This is a genomic window from Streptomyces sp. NPDC051180, from assembly GCF_040689545.1.
In the GTDB taxonomy this organism is placed as follows: Bacteria; Actinomycetota; Actinomycetes; order Streptomycetales; family Streptomycetaceae; genus Streptomyces.
In genome coordinates this window covers 385,497-401,601 of sequence record NZ_JBFBBC010000005.1, presented here as the reverse complement: position 1 = coordinate 401,601, position 16,105 = coordinate 385,497, and the positions used below count along the sequence as shown (strand labels likewise).

General features: G+C 74.2%; 12 protein-coding genes. 2 read left to right on the top strand and 10 right to left on the bottom strand.

What is annotated here, in order from left to right:
* Window positions 1–119: 119 nt before the first annotated feature.
* The 3 genes from AB0424_RS13205 to purN all read right to left on the bottom strand — a co-directional run bounded on the left by AB0424_RS13205 (window position 120) and on the right by purN (window position 3,883).
* Window positions 120–1,541 carry a DUF2079 domain-containing protein gene (locus tag AB0424_RS13205; protein WP_366304795.1) on the bottom strand — a complete coding sequence of 474 codons (1,422 nt, stop codon included), beginning with the start codon at window positions 1,539–1,541 and terminating at the stop codon, window positions 120–122.
* 172 nt (window positions 1,542–1,713) lie between these two features.
* Entirely contained in the window at window positions 1,714–3,279 is a 1,566-nt protein-coding gene (gene purH / locus AB0424_RS13200; RefSeq protein ID WP_366304726.1) for a bifunctional phosphoribosylaminoimidazolecarboxamide formyltransferase/IMP cyclohydrolase, read from the bottom strand.
* On the bottom strand, window positions 3,254–3,883 hold the full coding sequence (purN, locus tag AB0424_RS13195) for a phosphoribosylglycinamide formyltransferase (RefSeq protein ID WP_366304724.1): 630 nt from the start codon (window positions 3,881–3,883) through the stop codon (window positions 3,254–3,256). The genes purH and purN overlap by 26 nt, the downstream gene beginning before the upstream one ends.
* Before the next feature lie 286 nt (window positions 3,884–4,169).
* On the opposite strand from purN, the gene AB0424_RS13190 reads away from it, so the two are divergent.
* Entirely contained in the window at window positions 4,170–4,922 is a 753-nt protein-coding gene (locus AB0424_RS13190; RefSeq protein ID WP_366304722.1) for a hypothetical protein, read from the top strand.
* An 81-nt stretch (window positions 4,923–5,003) separates the two neighbouring features.
* Here the strand turns inward: AB0424_RS13190 and AB0424_RS13185 are convergent, their stop codons facing one another.
* The gene (locus tag AB0424_RS13185) at window positions 5,004–6,512 is read right to left on the bottom strand and encodes a DUF6350 family protein (RefSeq protein WP_366304720.1); all 1,509 of its coding nucleotides are present in this window, start codon (window positions 6,510–6,512) and stop codon (window positions 5,004–5,006) included.
* A gap of 119 nt (window positions 6,513–6,631) precedes the next feature.
* Between AB0424_RS13185 and AB0424_RS13180 the strand changes: the two genes are divergently transcribed.
* On the top strand, window positions 6,632–7,972 hold the full coding sequence (locus tag AB0424_RS13180; protein WP_366304718.1) for a sigma factor-like helix-turn-helix DNA-binding protein: 1,341 nt from the start codon (window positions 6,632–6,634) through the stop codon (window positions 7,970–7,972).
* 82 nt (window positions 7,973–8,054) lie between these two features.
* Here AB0424_RS13180 and sucD read toward each other — a convergent pair whose 3' ends face one another.
* From sucD to AB0424_RS13150, 6 genes are all read right to left on the bottom strand, one after another.
* Window positions 8,055–8,939 (bottom strand): succinate--CoA ligase subunit alpha, encoded by an 885-nt coding sequence (sucD, locus tag AB0424_RS13175; RefSeq protein WP_366304716.1) that lies wholly within the window; start codon window positions 8,937–8,939, stop codon window positions 8,055–8,057.
* Window positions 8,940–8,958: 19 nt separating this feature from the next.
* Complete coding sequence (sucC, locus tag AB0424_RS13170) at window positions 8,959–10,137, bottom strand: ADP-forming succinate--CoA ligase subunit beta (RefSeq protein WP_366304714.1); 1,179 nt, start codon at window positions 10,135–10,137, stop codon at window positions 8,959–8,961.
* A gap of 471 nt (window positions 10,138–10,608) precedes the next feature.
* The gene (locus AB0424_RS13165) at window positions 10,609–11,946 is read right to left on the bottom strand and encodes a VWA domain-containing protein (RefSeq protein ID WP_366304712.1); all 1,338 of its coding nucleotides are present in this window, start codon (window positions 11,944–11,946) and stop codon (window positions 10,609–10,611) included.
* Complete coding sequence (locus tag AB0424_RS13160; protein ID WP_366304793.1) at window positions 11,943–14,177, bottom strand: DUF5682 family protein; 2,235 nt, start codon at window positions 14,175–14,177, stop codon at window positions 11,943–11,945. The genes AB0424_RS13165 and AB0424_RS13160 overlap by 4 nt, the downstream gene beginning before the upstream one ends.
* Before the next feature lie 95 nt (window positions 14,178–14,272).
* Window positions 14,273–15,430: an AAA family ATPase gene (locus tag AB0424_RS13155; protein ID WP_366304710.1), complete on the bottom strand. Its 1,158-nt coding sequence runs from the start codon at window positions 15,428–15,430 to the stop codon at window positions 14,273–14,275.
* A gap of 120 nt (window positions 15,431–15,550) precedes the next feature.
* A complete protein-coding gene (locus tag AB0424_RS13150) occupies window positions 15,551–15,964 on the bottom strand; it encodes a hypothetical protein (RefSeq protein ID WP_366304708.1) in 414 nt (137 codons plus the stop codon).
* Window positions 15,965–16,105 lie beyond the last annotated feature (141 nt).

The following is a 16,105-nucleotide window of genomic DNA, read 5'->3' as shown; positions in this document are numbered from 1 at the left end:
CGAAGTCCCCGTGGACGTCCTGTGGACCGCCTGGCGCGAGTGGGCCGAGGACAACGGCGTGAAGTCCGTCGGGAGCAAGGATCCGCGTGCGGATCCCGCCCCTCCGTCATGTCCCGCGACTATTGCCGCTTGAGGACCGCGAAGCCGTCCGAGCGGTGGGTGATCTCGTACCGCGCCTCCGGATGCAGTTGCGAAGCCAGCTGCGCCGGGTCCGACACCTGCGTCGACCAGCCGCGCAGGTCGAAGGCGAGGTAGTCGGGGGTGGCGCCCTTGGAGGTGCCCACCCAGAAGACCCGGTGGTCCGCCGTGAGGTGGGCCAGGAGGGAGACGTCGGCCTCCACGCTGACCCCGTCGGGCACCGCGTCGACCGCGGCCCGCGCCTCCGCGGCCCGGGTGTCGGTGCGGTACGTCTCCGGCTTCAGCAGGTCCCTCAGCGGCAGGTTCGCGGCGAGGACGAGCGCGACGGCCGTGGCCACCGGGACGACGACCTTCCCGTACGAGGCGAGCCAGGCCAGGGGCGAGGTGCGCACGGAGCGGACCGCGTCGACCAGGGCGAGGAAGACGACCGGCATGAGGATCGCGCTGTAGTGCCAGTGCATGCCCCAGTGGTTGGGGTCCTGGGACAGGAAGCGCCAGCCGAGGGTGGGCAGGACCAGCAGGATCAGCGGGGAGCGCAGGGCGAGGAAGCCGGTCACGGCGAGCAGGTAGAGGACCATCTCCCAGCGCTCGCCCGAGGCGAGGGCGTCGCCGACGACCTGGGCGAACGAGGTGTCGGTGCCCTGCCCGGTCTTCTCGATCTTGGACCAGTAGTCGTACTGGCCGAGCCGGCTCGCCGCGGGGATCAGGACGAGGACGGTGAGGGCGAAGGCCGCCACGCCGAACCCGGCCAGCGCGGCGCCCAGCCGCTTCTGCCCCTTCAGGAAGAGGACCGCGCCGACCATGGCGACGGTGAGCCCCATGTCCTCCTTGACGAGGACGAGCGGCGCGGACCAGGCCACGGCCGCGGTCCAGCGGCCCAGGAGCAGGGCGCGGCAGGTCAGGGCGAGCAGCGGGACGGCGAAGGCGATCTCGTGGAAGTCGGACTTGACCGCCTCCTGGAGCCCCCAGGAGAGGCCGTACGCGACGGTGAGCCCGATGCCGGCGGCCCGGCTGCCCAGGATCTGCTGGGTGGTGCGGCCGACGACGACGGCGGAGCCGGCGAAGAGCGCGGCCTGCCCGAAGAGCAGCGAGGCCGGCGAGGACCAGATCCAGTACAGCGGCGCGAGGAGCGCGGTGACCGGGCTGAAGTGGTCGCCGAGTATGTGGAAGCCCGGGCCCTTGATGTCGGCGACGGGGGCGCGGAACTCGGCGTACGCCCGGACCGACTGCCCGAAGATCCCGAGGTCCCAGGAGGGGGTCCGGAAGTGGGTGTACTGCACCCAGGAGTAGAGGAAGTACAGCCCGCAGAGGACGCCCGCGAGGATCAGGTACGGGCGGAGGGGGGCGGGGGAGAGCCCGTCGGACGGCTCGGCGTCGGTGGGATCCGCAGCGGGCCTGTTCAGTACGTCCAACACCACGTCCCCCACTACCGGCGGCCGACAAAAGAGCAACCCATTAGACCAGAGACCACCCGTTCGGCGGACCCGCCGCCGCATCCCGGAAGCCGGTCGCCGGTGCCCGGGACGACGGACGGGGGCGTACGGGCCGGACGGCCCGTACGCCCCCGTTGCGCTGTCAGTGGAAGAAGTGGCGCGTGCCGGTGAAGTACATGGTCACGCCCGCGGTGCGCGCGGCCTCGACGACCTGCTCGTCACGGACCGAGCCGCCGGGCTGGACGACCGCCTTCACGCCGGCCGCGGTGAGGATCTCCAGGCCGTCCGGGAAGGGGAAGAAGGCGTCGGAGGCGGCGTAGGCGCCGCGCGCCCGCTCCTCGCCGGCCCGCTCGACGGCGAGCTTCGCGGAGTCGACGCGGTTGACCTGGCCCATGCCGACGCCGACCGAGGCGCCGTCCTTGGCGAGCAGGATCGCGTTGGACTTGACCGCGCGGCACGCCTTCCAGGCGAAGGAGAGCTCGGCGAGCTCCTCGGCGGAGAGCGCCTCGCCGGTCGCCAGGGTCCAGTTCGCCGGGTCGTCGCCGTCCGCCTGGAGGCGGTCGGTGACCTGGAGCAGCGCGCCGCCGTCGATCGGCTTGACCTCGACCGGGGCGGCCGGGGCGCCGTCGGCGCGCAGGACGCGGATGTTCTTCTTCTTGGCGAGGACCTCGACCGCTCCGTCCTCGTACGCCGGGGCGACGATGACCTCGGTGAAGATCTCGGCGACCTGCTCGGCCATCGCGACCGAGACGGGGCGGTTGACGGCGATGACGCCGCCGAACGCGGACAGCGGGTCGCAGGCGTGCGCCTTGCGGTGGGCCTCGGCGACGTCGGCGCCGACCGCGATGCCGCACGGGTTGGCGTGCTTGATGATCGCGACGCAGGGCTCGGTGTGGTCGTACGCGGCCCGGCGCGCGGCGTCGGTGTCCGTGAAGTTGTTGTAGGACATCTCCTTGCCGTGCAGCTGCTCGGCCTCGGCGAGGCCGCCCGTGCCGTCGACGTAGAGCGCGGCGCCCTGGTGCGGGTTCTCGCCGTAGCGCAGGACGTTCTCGCGCGTGTAGGTGGCGCCCAGGAAGACCGGGAAGCCGGAGTCGTCGGCGGCCGCGTAGTCGTCGGCGAACCAGGAGGCGACGGCCACGTCGTACGCGGCGGTGTGCCGGAACGCCTCGCCGGCGAGGCGCTTGCGGGCGGTCAGGTCGAAGCCGCCGGCCTGCACGGCGGCGAGGACGTCGGCGTACCGCTCGGGGCTGGTGACGATGGCGACCGACGGGTGGTTCTTCGCCGCGGCGCGGACCATGGACGGGCCGCCGATGTCGATCTGCTCGACGCACTCGTCCGGGGTGGCGCCGGAGGCGACCGTCTCGCGGAACGGGTAGAGGTTCACGACGACCAGGTCGAAGGGCTCCACGCCCAGCTCGGCGAGCTGCTCGCGGTGCGACTCCAGGCGCAGGTCGGCGAGGATGCCGGCGTGCACGCGCGGGTGGAGCGTCTTGACGCGGCCGTCCAGGCACTCGGGGAAGCCGGTCAGCTCCTCGACCTTGGTGACCGGCACGCCCGCGGCGGCGATCCTGCCGGCCGTGGAACCGGTGGAGACGAGCTCGACACCGGCCTCGTGCAGACCGCGGGCCAGCTCTTCGAGCCCCGTCTTGTCGTAGACGCTGACCAGCGCGCGGCGGATGGGCTTAACGGTGTCCGTGTTCACCGACATGAACCTTTCGTCCCTCAATGCGGTAGCCGTGCCGGGCGAGACGCCCCACGACGTCGACGAGCAGCGAGCGCTCGACTTCCTTGATGCGCTCGTGGAGAGCGGCTTCATCGTCCTCGTCCCGCACCTCGACCACGCCCTGGGCGATGATCGGGCCGGTGTCGACACCGTCGTCGACGAAGTGGACGGTGCATCCGGTGACCTTCGCGCCGTAGGCGAGGGCGTCACGCACCCCGTGGGCACCGGGAAAACTGGGCAGCAGGGCCGGGTGGGTGTTGACGACCCGGCCGCCGAAGCGGGCGAGGAACTCCTTGCCGACGATCTTCATGAAACCGGCCGAGACGACGAGGTCGGGCTCGTGGGCGGCGGTGGCCTCGGTCAGGGCGCGGTCCCACTCCTCGCGGGTGGCGTGGTCCTTGACCCGGCAGACGTAGGTGGGCAGCCCGGCACGCTCGGCGCGCTCCAGACCGACGATGCCGTCGCGGTCGGCGCCGACGGCGACGACCTCGGCCCCGTACCCCTCGGGGTCGGCGGCGATGGCGTCGAGGAGGGCCTGCAGATTGGTACCGGACCCGGAGACCAGGACGACGAGGCGGGCGGCAGCCACTGGGTCACTCTTTCCGTGGTGTTTGTGCGGTCGTACGAACGAATCGTGCCGCTCGATACGGGGAACCCTACGAATGGCTCGACCGTCAGCAACGATACCGGCACACGGGACGGCCCCCACGGGACGGGGGCGGAGCAGGACGGTAGCGTCAGGGTCCGACCCGGGACCGAGCGCCCGGCGGCGGGCGTCCGAGCACGGCCGAGCAGCAGACCAGCAGCAGACGAGACAGCAGCGGAGACCACGGGTGCGGCCGTGGTCGCGACGACAGAGGGAAGACGTCCAGCAGATGCCGGAACGCCAGTCCACGAACGACGACAACCCGTTCGCACCGCCGCCCGAGGGCCGGCCGGACCAGCCGTGGCAGCCGCGGCGGCCGGAGGGTTCGGGCGACGACGCCGACGGGTCCCCGGACCCGTCGGGCTCGTCCGACGGCCGCTGGAGCCCACGTCAGCCCGGCCCCTCCGCGGACGGCTTCGGCCGGGACCCGGAACGGCAGGGCGGCGGCCAGGGCGGTCCGGAGGGCGGCCCCGGCCGGGGCGGTCCCGCGAAGGGCCCGGGGCTCCGCTGGGACCCGACGGACCCCGCGCAGCGGCGCGCGCGGTACGCCATCCTCGCCGGCATGTGGGCCTTCTTCTTCGCCATCTTCGAGATCCCGGAGCTGGCGCTGCTGCTCGGCGCCCTCGGCCTCTACTGGGGCGTCAGCTCCCTGCGCGCCAAGGCACGGCCGGCCGCCGACCTGTCGCCGACATCACAGCCGGCGTCCCGCCCCTCGGGACAGCCGCAGGCCCAGGCGGCCCCGGACGCGGCCGCCGGCGCGGCCCCGGCACCCGCCCCGGCCCGCTCCCTGCGCACCGCCGCCATCAGCGGTCTGGTCGCGTCCTGCATCGCCCTCATGATCGTCGCCGTGGGCTTCACGATGCAGCTCGTCTACAGCGACTTCTACGAGTGCCGTGACGACGCCCTCACCCACCAGGGCCAGCTGGCCTGCAACGACCTCCTCCCCAAGCCCCTGCGCGCGGGCTTCGGCGTCCGGGAGTAACCGGAGGGACGCCGGCCGGGCGCGTCACCGGTCGGTCGGGGGGGCGAAACCGTCGCGGCACCCCGAGAGGTGTCCTGCCCCTCAGTCGTCGGACGGCGGTGCCGACGGCCGCGGCCCGGCCGGCTCGTCGGCGGGGGCCGGCGGCTCGGCGTCGCCGGACGGGGTCGCACGCCGGGGCGTGGCGCGGAGCGGGAGCGGCGGCGAGGGTTCCCAGGCCGCCGGGAGGAAGTCGTAGGGCTCGTAGCCGGAGTCGTCGTCGAGGTCGTCGTCGAGATCCGGGGCGACGGCACCGGCCGGCCGCGGGTGGACCGGCGGGGAGAGCGCGGGGACCGCGGCGGACGCGGCGGCCGGCGCCGGCACGGGCGCGACCCCCTGCGCGGGAGCCGGCAGGGGCTTCGGGCGGGGGGTCCGGCGGCCCCACGCCCGTACGCCCAGGGTCACCGGGAGCCCGAGACAGGCGCCCCACAGGACCGCGGCGGCGCCCGCCTGCCACCACACGGGACCGAACGCCGAGAGCCGGCCCGTGCCGAGCGGGCCGCCCGCCGCGCCGGCGAGGACGGCGACGGCCGCCCCGCAGAACCCGGCGGCGCCGAGGGCGGACAGGGTCGCGTCACGGAGCTCCCAGTCGCGTGCGGACCGGCCGACGCGGACGCCCTGGACCACGGCGGCGGCGAGCGGGACGGCGACGGTGAGCCAGTGGACCCAGGTGCCGCGCCCCTCGGCGGGCAGCGCGGCCAGCAGCGGGAAGGCCGGCAGGGCCGGGTCGCCGGCCAGGCCCAGCGGGGTCGCGAGCGCACCCGTCCCGAGGGTGAGCCCCGGACCGAGGCCGTACGCGGCTCCCCAGACGGCCGCGTTCGGCAGCATCGCCAGGACGAGCAGCAGGACGGCCGCCCGGCCCGACCACTCCCCCGCGAGACCCGCGAAGACGGCCTGCGCCGCGGCCGCGTGCCAGACCAGCGAGACCGCAGCGGCCACGGCGCCGCCGCCGAGCAGGGTGACGAGTCCGTGGCCCGCGGCGCGCAGGGCGACGGCCGCCTGCGGCAGGCCGGGCAGCGGACGGCCGAGAGCCGTCCAGACCCCGGCGGCCGCAGCGACCACCACGACGGCGGGCAGCCAGAGCCCGGCCGTGACGAGGTCGGCGGGCAGCGGGCCGCTCTCGCTGTAGACCACGATCGCGGCCGCGACCAGCAGGTATCCGCCGGCGACCGCGGCCACCGCGCCGCTCGCGGAGGGGCGCGGACGGCCGCCGTCCGCGCCGGTGTCGAGGGTGTCGCGGGCGGCCCGGTGGACGAGCCAGACGGGCAGGGCCACCAGGAGCAGCGGGACGACGCCGAGGGGCGCGGGGACGCCGGAGACGGTGTCCGTGCGGACGAGGTCGACGCCGTGGGCCAGCAGCCAGAGCCCGGCGGCCAGATGGAGGGCCCCGTTCGGGCCGCCGTCGGGGTACGGGGAGCTGATCCAGGCCGCGACCACCAGGACCGCCAGCCCGCCGAGGCCGAGTCCGGCGGCGACCGCGCCGCGGACGCAGGCGGTGGCGAGCGCGGCGGAACGGCCGCCCTGGACCAGTGGATGCTCGGTCACATGGGTCACGGGGTCATGCTCCCAACGACACGCGCTTCCGCCCCGTAACAGGCAAAGTTCCGTTGTGTCGCTCAAGATACGTTTATGTACTTTTCCGCCCACAGAAGCGCTGCGGGAGGTCGACCCCGATGAGCCGGAGCACTGCGGATTCCGCCCCCTCCTTCACCCTGCCGACCCCTAAGGAGCGGCGCAGGCTGCGCGAGGCCCTCGCCCTGAGCGAGGAGCAGGTCGCCGAGGCCATGGGCGTCACGAAGGCCACGGTCAAGGCATGGGAGACCGGACGCTCGGCGCCGCGCGGCCGCAAGCGAGAGGCGTACGCGAAGCTGCTCGCCTCCTCCGGGGAGGCGCCGTCCGCGGACGCGCCGTCCGGGGACGCGCCCTCCGCGTCCGCGCCGACCCGAACGGCGGCATCCCCGGCGGCATCCCCCCAGACGGAGCCGCACGTCCGGCCGAAGCCGGCCGCCAAGCGGGCGGCCAGACCGCCGCGGGCCCCCTCCCCCGCCCCGGCCATCGCCTCCTGGCCGGCCCGCAAGGGCCCTTCGAGGCCGCAGGAGCGCCTGAAACCGGCGACGGCGCAAGGGTTCACCCCATCGGCCGAACCCAGCGGGACGGACTCCTGGGACGCACCCCCCGCGGCGGCAGCGCCGGCGGGCGCCCCGGCCGTGCCGGGCCTCACTCCCGAGGAGGCGTTCGACGCGCTGTACGCGCACGCCGCGCCCGGCCTCGTCCACCAGACCTACCTGCTCACCGGCCGCCGCCGGCTCTCCCAGGAGTCCGTCGAGCACGCCTTCCACCACGCCTGGGACCACTGGCCCGAGGTCGCCGTCGACGCGGACCCGGTGGGCTGGGTGCGGGCGGCGGCGTACGAGTACGCCCTCTCGCCCTGGCACCGGCTGCGGCGCGCCCACAAGCACCCCGACGCCCCGCCCGCCGAGGCGCACCGCCGGACGCTGCTCACCGCGCTCCTCGAACTGCCGCCGCCCTACCGGCGCACGGTGCTGCTGTACGACGGACTCGGCCTCGACCTGCCGGAGACGGCCGCCGAGACCGAGGCGAGCACCCCCGCCGCCGCCCATCGGCTGCTGCACGCGCGCACGGTCCTCGGGGAGCGGATCCCCGAGCTCGCCGAGCCCGAGGCGCTGCAGGAACGGCTGGGCCGGCTGGTCGAGGAGGCCCCCGCGGCGGCGCTCCCCGCGGCCCGCACGGTCCGCAGCGGGAGCGAGAAGCGGGGCCGGACCTGGACCCGGGCGGTGCTCGGGGTGACGGCGGTCCTCATCGGGGTCACCGGCTTCACGGCCGCCACCGCGCCGACCCGCTACATCCCGGTCAACGCGCCCGGCGAGACCGTCAACGGGGTGCCGGTGCGCGGCGGCCCGCAGAAGCTCCGCCCGGAGGACCTGGAGCTCCGCGACAAGCTGCGCTCCGAGCCCAACCCCGGGCCCGAGCGGCTCCTGCCGACGGCCGGATAGCCGGCCGCCGCACGCGAGAGGGCCCCGCCCCGCCCGGTCTCCCGGGCGAGGGCGGGGCCCTCTCGTACGGCTACCGCCGGATTCAGCCCGCCAGGATGGCGCGCGCCAGCTTGGCCGTCTCGGTCGGCGTCTTGCCGACCTTGACGCCCGCGGCCTCAAGGGCCTCCATCTTCGCCTGGGCGGTGCCGGAGGAGCCGGAGACGATGGCGCCGGCGTGGCCCATGGTCTTGCCCTCGGGCGCGGTGAAGCCCGCGACGTAGCCGACGACCGGCTTGGTGACGTTGGCCTTGATGAAGTCGGCCGCACGCTCCTCGGCGTCGCCGCCGATCTCGCCGATCATGACGATCAGGTCGGTGTCGGGGTCCGCCTCGAACGCCGCGAGGGCGTCGATGTGCGTGGTGCCGATGACCGGGTCGCCACCGATGCCGACGGCGGACGAGAAGCCGATGTCACGGAGCTCGTACATCATCTGGTACGTCAGCGTGCCGGACTTCGAGACCAGGCCGATGCGGCCCGGCTTCGTGATGTCGCCCGGGATGATGCCGGCGTTGGACTGGCCCGGGGTGATGAGACCGGGGCAGTTCGGGCCGATGATGCGGGTCTTGTTGCCCTTCGACTGCGCGTACGCCCAGAAGGCGGCGGAGTCGTGGACGGCGATGCCCTCGGTGATGACGACGGCCAGCGGGATCTCGGCGTCGATCGCCTCGACCACGGCGGCCTTCGCGAAGGCCGGCGGGACGAAGAGGACCGAGACGTCGGCGCCGGTCTCCTTCATCGCCTCGGCGACGGAGCCGAAGACCGGGACCTCGGTGCCGTCGAAGTCGACGGTCGTGCCGGCCTTGCGCGGGTTCACGCCGCCGACGATGTTGGTGCCGTCACCCAGCATGAGCTTGGTGTGCTTCATGCCCGTGGCACCGGTCATGCCCTGGACGATGACCTTGCTGTCCTTGGTCAGGAAGATAGCCATGGTGTTCTGACCTCGTCCCTTACTTCGCAGCCGCGAGCTCGGCGGCCTTGTCGGCCGCGCCGTCCATGGTGTCCACACGCTGCACGAGCGGGTGGTTCGCGTCCGACAGGATCTTGCGACCCAGCTCCGCGTTGTTGCCGTCGAGGCGCACGACCAGCGGCTTGGTGACCTCTTCGCCCTTGGAGGCGAGGAGCTCCAGGGCCTGGACGATGCCGTTGGCGACCTCGTCACAGGCGGTGATGCCACCGAAGACGTTGACGAACACGGACTTGACGTCCGGGTCGCCCAGGATGATCTCCAGGCCGTTCGCCATGACCTCGGCGGAGGCGCCGCCACCGATGTCGAGGAAGTTGGCCGGCTTCACGCAGCCGTGGTTCTCACCGGCGTACGCGACGACGTCCAGGGTCGACATGACCAGACCGGCACCGTTGCCGATGATGCCGACCTCGCCCTCGAGCTTGACGTAGTTGAGGCCCTTGGCCTTGGCGGCAGCCTCGAGCGGGTTGGCTGCGGCCTTGTCCTCCAGCGCCTCGTGCTCGGGCTGACGGAAGTCGGCGTTCTCGTCGAGGGACACCTTGCCGTCGAGGGCCAGGATGCGGCCGTCCTTGGTCTTCACCAGCGGGTTGACCTCGACGAGGAGCGCGTCCTCGGCGACGAAGGTCTTCCACAGGGTGACCAGGGCCTCGGCGACGCCCTCGGCCACGTCGGCCGGGAACTTCGCCAGGGCCACGATCTCGCGGGCCTTCTCGATGTCGACGCCGTCGACGGCGTTGACCGGGACCTTCGCGAGGGCCTCGGGGGTCTTCTCCGCGACCTCCTCGATGTCCATGCCGCCCTGCACCGAGGCCATGGCCAGGAAGGTGCGGTTGGTGCGGTCGAGGAGGTACGAGACGTAGTACTCCGCCTCGATCTCCGGGGACAGCTCGGCGATCATCACCTTGTGGACCGTGTGGCCCTTGATGTCCATCCCGAGGATGTCCGTCGCGCGGGCGACGGCCTCGTCCGGGTTCGCCGCCAGCTTCACGCCGCCGGCCTTGCCGCGGCCACCGACCTTCACCTGCGCCTTGACGACCGACTTGCCGCCAAGACGCTCGGTGGCCTCGCGCGCCGCCTCAGGCGTGTCGATCACTTCACCGGCCAGCACCGGTACACCGTGCTTGGCGAAGAGGTCCCTCGCCTGGTACTCGAACAGGTCCACGCGCGTCCGTCCCTTTTCTGATGATCGCGGTTCGTTGTCTGCGTGGGCGTGCCGCGAAGGGCAACGTGACTGCTCTGTCACAAGGGAGGCGTACACGGTGTCCGTGGACGCGGCATGTCCGTCTCGCAGGTTATCGCCGAGGGCCGTAGGTCCCTAAATCGCAGATCACAACAGAGCGGTGATACGGGTCACAGATCGTAGGGGCGGGAGGGCGGTCCGTAGGGGGTGGGGGGTATCGGCAGGTGGTGCCCACGGCAGGCGTGGCTTGGCCTCCCGGCTCCTCACGACGCGCCGGGAGCGCGGGTGAGGGCCGTTCCGAAGGCTGTGTGATATGGGACTCAGTCACCCCGCGGGCACCCGTGCGGGTGGTCCGGAGCCTGCGGATTCCGCACCCGTCCGCGTGGTCCGCCACGACGGAATCCGCACTCCGTCCGGGGTGCGGCCGGCCCCGCGCGGAGGGGGATCGGCACGTCACGCGGCCGGTATCGGCAGGGGCCGCTTCTCCAGGGCGGCCGCCATGATCTCCGGGAAGAGGTCGGGGGTACAGGCGAAGGCGGGGGCGCCGAGCGCGGCGAGGGCCGCCGCGTGCTCGCGGTCGTAGGCCGGGGCGCCCTCGTCGGACAGGGCGAGGAGCGCGACGAACTGGACGCCGGACGCCTTCATCGCCGCCACCCTCTTCAGCATCTCGTCGCGGATTCCCCCCTCGTACAGGTCGCTGATGAGGATGACCACGGTGTCGGCGGGCCGGGTGATGCGCTCCTGGCAGTAGGCGAGGGCGCGGTTGATGTCGGTGCCGCCGCCGAGTCGGGTGCCGAAGAGGACGTCGACCGGGTCGTCGAGCCGGTCGGTGAGGTCGACGACGGCGGTGTCGAAGACGACGAGCCGGGTGGCGATCGACCGCATCGACGCGAGGACGGCGCCGAAGACGGAGGCGTGGACGACGGAGGCCGCCATCGAGCCCGACTGGTCGATGCAGAGCACCACCTCCTTCCGCACCGCCCGCGAGGCGCGCCCGTGCCCGACGAGCCGCTCCGGGACGACCGTGCGGTGCTCGGGCAGGTAGTTCCCGAGGTTGGCCCGGATCGTCCGGTCCCAGTCGATGTCCCGGTGGCGGGGGCGGCTGATCCGCGCGGAGCGGTCCAGCGCGCCGTTCAGCGTGGTCCGGGTCCGGCCGGCCAGCCGCTTCTCCAGGTCGTCGACGACCTTCCGTACGACGGCCCGCGCGGTCTCCCGGGTCGTCTCCGGCATCGCCTTCCCGAGCGAGATCAGGGTCCCCACCAGATGCACGTCGGCCTCGACGGCCGCCAGCATCTCCGGCTCCAGGAGGAGGTGCGCGAGTCCGAGGCGTTCGATCGCGTCGCGCTGCATCACCTGGACGACGGAGGCGGGGAAGTACGTGCGGATGTCGCCGAGCCAGCGGGCGACGGAGGGCGCGGACGCCCCGAGCCCCGCCGAGCGCTCCCGTCCCCCGCGCTCGTCCTGCGCCCGCCGCCCGTAGAGCGACGTGAGGGCCGCGTCCATGGCCGCGTCGGCGCCCGAGAGCGGCCGCCCCGTCCCCTCTGCCTCGCCTCCCCCCAGGACGAGACGCCAGCGCCGAAGACGCTCGTCGGCCGCCGGGTCCGTGGTCGGGTCCGTGGGCGGGCGGTCGGACGCGGGGTCCCCGGTCGGGTCCCCGGTCGGGTCCGTGGCCGGGCGGTCGGACGTGGTCGCGGGCGCGGCCGGATCCGCCGTCGGGGTGGTGGCGGGGAAACCGGCCGGGACGGTGGTCGGGTCGGCGGCGGCCTGGGCCGTGGTCCGGGCGGTGGTCATACGCGGGCCTCCGTGCCGAGGATCAGATGGAGGAGGGGCAGGACGCCGTCCGCCCGCTCCCGGTCGAGGCCGGCGGCGAAGCCGGGGGTCGCGCCGGGTGCCGGGCGGTCCTGACCGCCGGAGCGCGGGCCCCGGGCGACCAGCTCGCCGAGGGTGCGGCGGACGGCGGGCTCGTACGCGGAGAAGGTGCGGCGCAGCAGCGGCAGGACGTCGGTGAACGCCGCGGCCGGCACGGAGGCGAGCCAGCTGTCGACCAGGGCGAGCAGCCGCTCGTCGTGGACGAGGAGGAGGCCGCCGCCGGAGGCTCCGCCGACGAAGCCCTCGATCCAGGCGGCGGCGTCGGGCGGGGTGGTCCCCGGGGAGAGGGCGCGGCTCATGAGCGGGGCGGCCTCGTCGTCGGAGATCCGTCCGTCGTCGAGGAGGATCCGGGCCGCCCGGCCCCGCAGGAGGCCGGGCACGCGGTCGTGGTCGGCGATCCGGCGCAGGACGTCCGCCCAGCGGTCGGCGAGGCCGGCCGCCTCGGGCAGCAGGCCGAGCGCCTGGTGGACGTCGTCGATCCGCTCACGGAGGGCGGCGGCCGCGTCGGCGCCCGCCCCGGCGCACGCGGGCGGGAGGCCGACGCAGATCCGTTCGGCGAGCCCCGCGGCGACGTCGACCAGGGCCTCGGTGCCGGTGCCGCGGACGTCGCCGTAGCGGAGGGCGCGGGCCAGGGCGGGGAGTGCCTGGGCGAGGTGGGCGACGTCGGTGTCGAGGGCGGCCCGGTCGGCGAGCGCCCGCATGACGACGGGGAGGGCGTCGGCGAGTCCGGCGAGCAGGCAGTGCTCGGCGAGGGCGGTGATGTCGGTGAGGGTGGCGGCGCCCCGGGCCCCGGCCTCGGCCTTGGCGGTGGCGGCGGCCTCGACGGTGGTGCCCCAGACGCCGGCCTCGGCGACCCGGACGTGCAGTTCGGGCTCCCAGCGCAGCCGCCAGGTCTCCCGGAAGGTGCCGGTGCCGGTCCGGCCCGCGGCCGGTTCGCCCCAGCCGACGCCGAGGAGCCGCAGCCGGTGGAGCAGGCGGCTGCGCTCGCCGTCCGTCTCCTTGCGCAGGTCGAGTTCGAGCGTGCGCTCCTGCGCCTCGGGCCTGAGGCGCAGGGTGCGCCGACGGCGGGCGAGGTCGCGCTCCAGGGGGACGGCGGGGGCGGTGTCCGGGACCCGGCCGAGGACGTCGCCGACCACGAGGCGGTCCCTGACCAGGTCGAGGGGCACGTCGGAGCCGTCGCACAGGACGGCGCGGACGGCGTCCGTGGTCTCTTCGAGGCCGGGGAGCGGCCGGCCGCGCAGGGCGGCGAGGGTCTCGGCGAGCCGGACGGCCTCGATGACGTGGGCGGGCGAGACGGGGTGGTCCTCGGCCCTGAGGAGTCCGGCGACCTTGGTCATCCACCGCTCGACGGGCCGGTCGGGGGCGGTGAAGAGGTGTCCGTACCAGCCGGGCGCCTCGATGCCCGCGCCGTATCCGGAGCGGCGGGCGAGCCGGCGGTGGGTCCAGGGGACCCAGGTCGTCTCGGTCCGTACCTTGGGCAGGCCCTTGAGCAGGGCCCGGTCGGCGGCGACGGTGGTCTTCCGGGCGAGGGCGGGGACGTGCCAGGCGCCGCAGACGACGGCGACGTCGTCGCCGAACTCCTTGCGGGCGTCGCGCAGCCGGAGCCTCATGTGCGCCTCGCGGACGAGGTCGCGGGGGTGGCCGCCGTGCCCGTACGCCTCGCGCAGGGCGCCCATGGCCTCGGCGAGGGCCTCGAAGGGGGCGGCGGGGTCGCCGTCGCCGCGCAGTTCGACCACGTCCTCCCACCAGCGCTCGGCGTCCTCGTACCCGGCGGCCGCGGCGAGTTCGGCGACCGGGTCGATCCGCGGACCGCCGCCGGCGACCTCGTCCTCGCCGTCGTCCCAGGTGGGGTCGGCGGCGGCGAGGGTGTGCGCGGCGGGCAGGTCGACGAAGCGGACGGCGGCCCCGCGGTCGAGGGCCCAGCGGAGCGCGACCCACTCGGGCGAGAACTCCGCCATCGGCCAGAACGCGGCCCGTCCGGGGTCGTCCACGGCGTGCGCGAGCAGGGCGACGGGGGGACGCATGTCCTCCTCGCCGGCGAGTGCCGCGAGCGCGTCGGCCTCGGCGGGTCCCTCGATCAGCACGGCGGCGGGCCTCCGCGCCTCCAGGACCGCCCGTACGCCCCGCGCGGATCCCGGCCCGTGGTGGCGCACCCCGAGGAGCAGCGGTCCCGCACGCCGCGGCGCGGTCCCCGGGCCGGTCGCCGCGGTCCGGCCGGGGCCCTCGGCCGTGGCCGTGGCGACGGCGGTCACGCGCTCACCTCGCGGCAGGCGCGGTAGAAGTCCTTCCAGCCGTCTCTCTCCCTGACGACCGTCTCCAGGTACTCCTGCCAGACGACCCGGTCGGCGGCCGGGTCGCGGACGACGGCGCCGAGGATGCCCGCGGCGATGTCGGCGGGGCGCAGGACGCCGTCGCCGAAGTGGGCGGCGAGGGCGAGGCCGCCGGTGACGACGGAGATGGCCTCGGCCGTGGAGAGCGTGCCCGAGGGGGACTTGAGCTTCGTCCGCCCGTCGGTGGTGACGCCGTCCCTGAGCTCGCGGAAGACGGTGACGACCCGGCGGATCTCGTCCACGGCCGCCGGAGCGGCGGGCAGCGCCAGGGAGCGGCCGAGCTGGTCGACGCGCCGGGCGACGATGTCGACCTCGTCGTCGGGGGTGGCGGGCAGGGGCAGGACCACGGTGTTGAAGCGGCGGCGCAGGGCGCTGGAGAGTTCGTTGACGCCCCGGTCGCGGTCGTTGGCGGTGGCGATGAGGTTGAACCCGGGGACGGCCTGGATCTCCTGGCCGAGTTCGGGGACGGGCAGCGTCTTCTCGGACAGGATCGTGATGAGCGTGTCCTGCACGTCGGCGGGGATGCGGGTGAGTTCCTCCACCCGGGCCGTCATGCCCTGCGACATCGCGCGCATCACGGGGCTGGGGACGAGGGCGTCGCGGCTGGGCCCGTGGGCGAGGAGCCGCGCGTAGTTCCAGCCGTAGCGGACGGCCTCCTCGGGGGTGCCGGCGGTGCCCTGGACGAGGAGGGTGGAGTCGCCGCTGACGGCGGCGGCGAGGTGTTCGGAGACCCAGGTCTTGGCGGTGCCGGGGACACCGAGCAGCAGGAGCGCGCGGTCGGTGGCGAGCGTGGTGACGGCGACCTCCACGATGCGCCGCGGGCCCACGTACTTGGGGGTGATCACCGTCCCGTCGGGGAGGGTGCCGCCGAGGAGGTAGGTGGCGACGGCCCAGGGCGAGAGGCGCCAGCGGGCGGGCCGGGGGCGGTCGTCGGCGGCGGCGAGCGCCGCGAGTTCGCCGGCGAAGGCGTCCTCCGCGTGCGGCCGCAGGACGTCGGTGGCGGTCCGCGGCCGCCGCGGTCCGGTGTCCGTCTCGACACCGGAACCGGGCTGCGCGAGGGTTTCGGGCACGGGCATGGATCCCCCTTCAGATCGTTCGACCTGTTGTGCGATCCACGGTGCACCATGCCACTGACATTCGACGTCGTCGCCGGTCAGAGGCGTATCGAGGGGCTTCGCAAGTAAGTTGAGGGAGGGTCAGCCCACGATCGGCGAGACCGCGACGCAGCCGCCCGCCATCGCCTGCTCGGCCTTGGCCTCCTTGATGACCTTGCCCTGGTAGATGACCTTGCAGGTGAGGTCGGCGGGGTCGAGCGAGATCGGCATGACGGCGGGCGGCATGATGCCCTGCAACTTCACCGTCTTCTTCCACGGCGTGGCGGGCTTCTTCTCGGACACGACCTCGGGGGCCATCGCGGTGCCGTCGCCGGCGTGGTAGTCGATCGACTCCACGCCCTTGCCGCTGACCTCGTAGGTGACCTCGTAGGTCTGGCTGACGGTCTTGTCGACCTCTTCGGCGGCCTTGTCGGCGACCGCCGAGCAGGCGCCGAGGCCGAGGGCGAGACCGGCGGCGGCGAGGGCCGAGGCGGCGGTACGGGCGGTGCGCTTCATGGCGGGGGTCCCCCAACAACGTGGTGCGTACAAACGGTCGGTACCGCGCAGAGAATCGTAAAGGAACGGTAAAGTCAAATCGTCTTCCCGGAGTCGTCAGGTCACCCCCGCCAGGACCTCGCCGCAGCCGAACCCCCAGGC

What these genes read in the sequence shown, in the direction of transcription:
- AB0424_RS13155 (WP_366304710.1), bottom strand. Translation starts at nt 15,430, where the DNA reads ATGCCCGTGCCCGAAACCCTCGCGCAGCCCGGTTCCGGTGTCGAGACG.
- AB0424_RS13190 (WP_366304722.1), top strand. Translation starts at nt 4,170, where the DNA reads ATGCCGGAACGCCAGTCCACGAACGACGACAACCCGTTCGCACCGCCG.
- AB0424_RS13180 (WP_366304718.1), top strand. Translation starts at nt 6,632, where the DNA reads ATGAGCCGGAGCACTGCGGATTCCGCCCCCTCCTTCACCCTGCCGACC.
- AB0424_RS13165 (WP_366304712.1), bottom strand. Translation starts at nt 11,946, where the DNA reads ATGACCACCGCCCGGACCACGGCCCAGGCCGCCGCCGACCCGACCACC.
- sucD (WP_366304716.1), bottom strand. Translation starts at nt 8,939, where the DNA reads ATGGCTATCTTCCTGACCAAGGACAGCAAGGTCATCGTCCAGGGCATG.
- purH (WP_366304726.1), bottom strand. Translation starts at nt 3,279, where the DNA reads ATGTCGGTGAACACGGACACCGTTAAGCCCATCCGCCGCGCGCTGGTC.
- AB0424_RS13150 (WP_366304708.1), bottom strand. Translation starts at nt 15,964, where the DNA reads ATGAAGCGCACCGCCCGTACCGCCGCCTCGGCCCTCGCCGCCGCCGGT.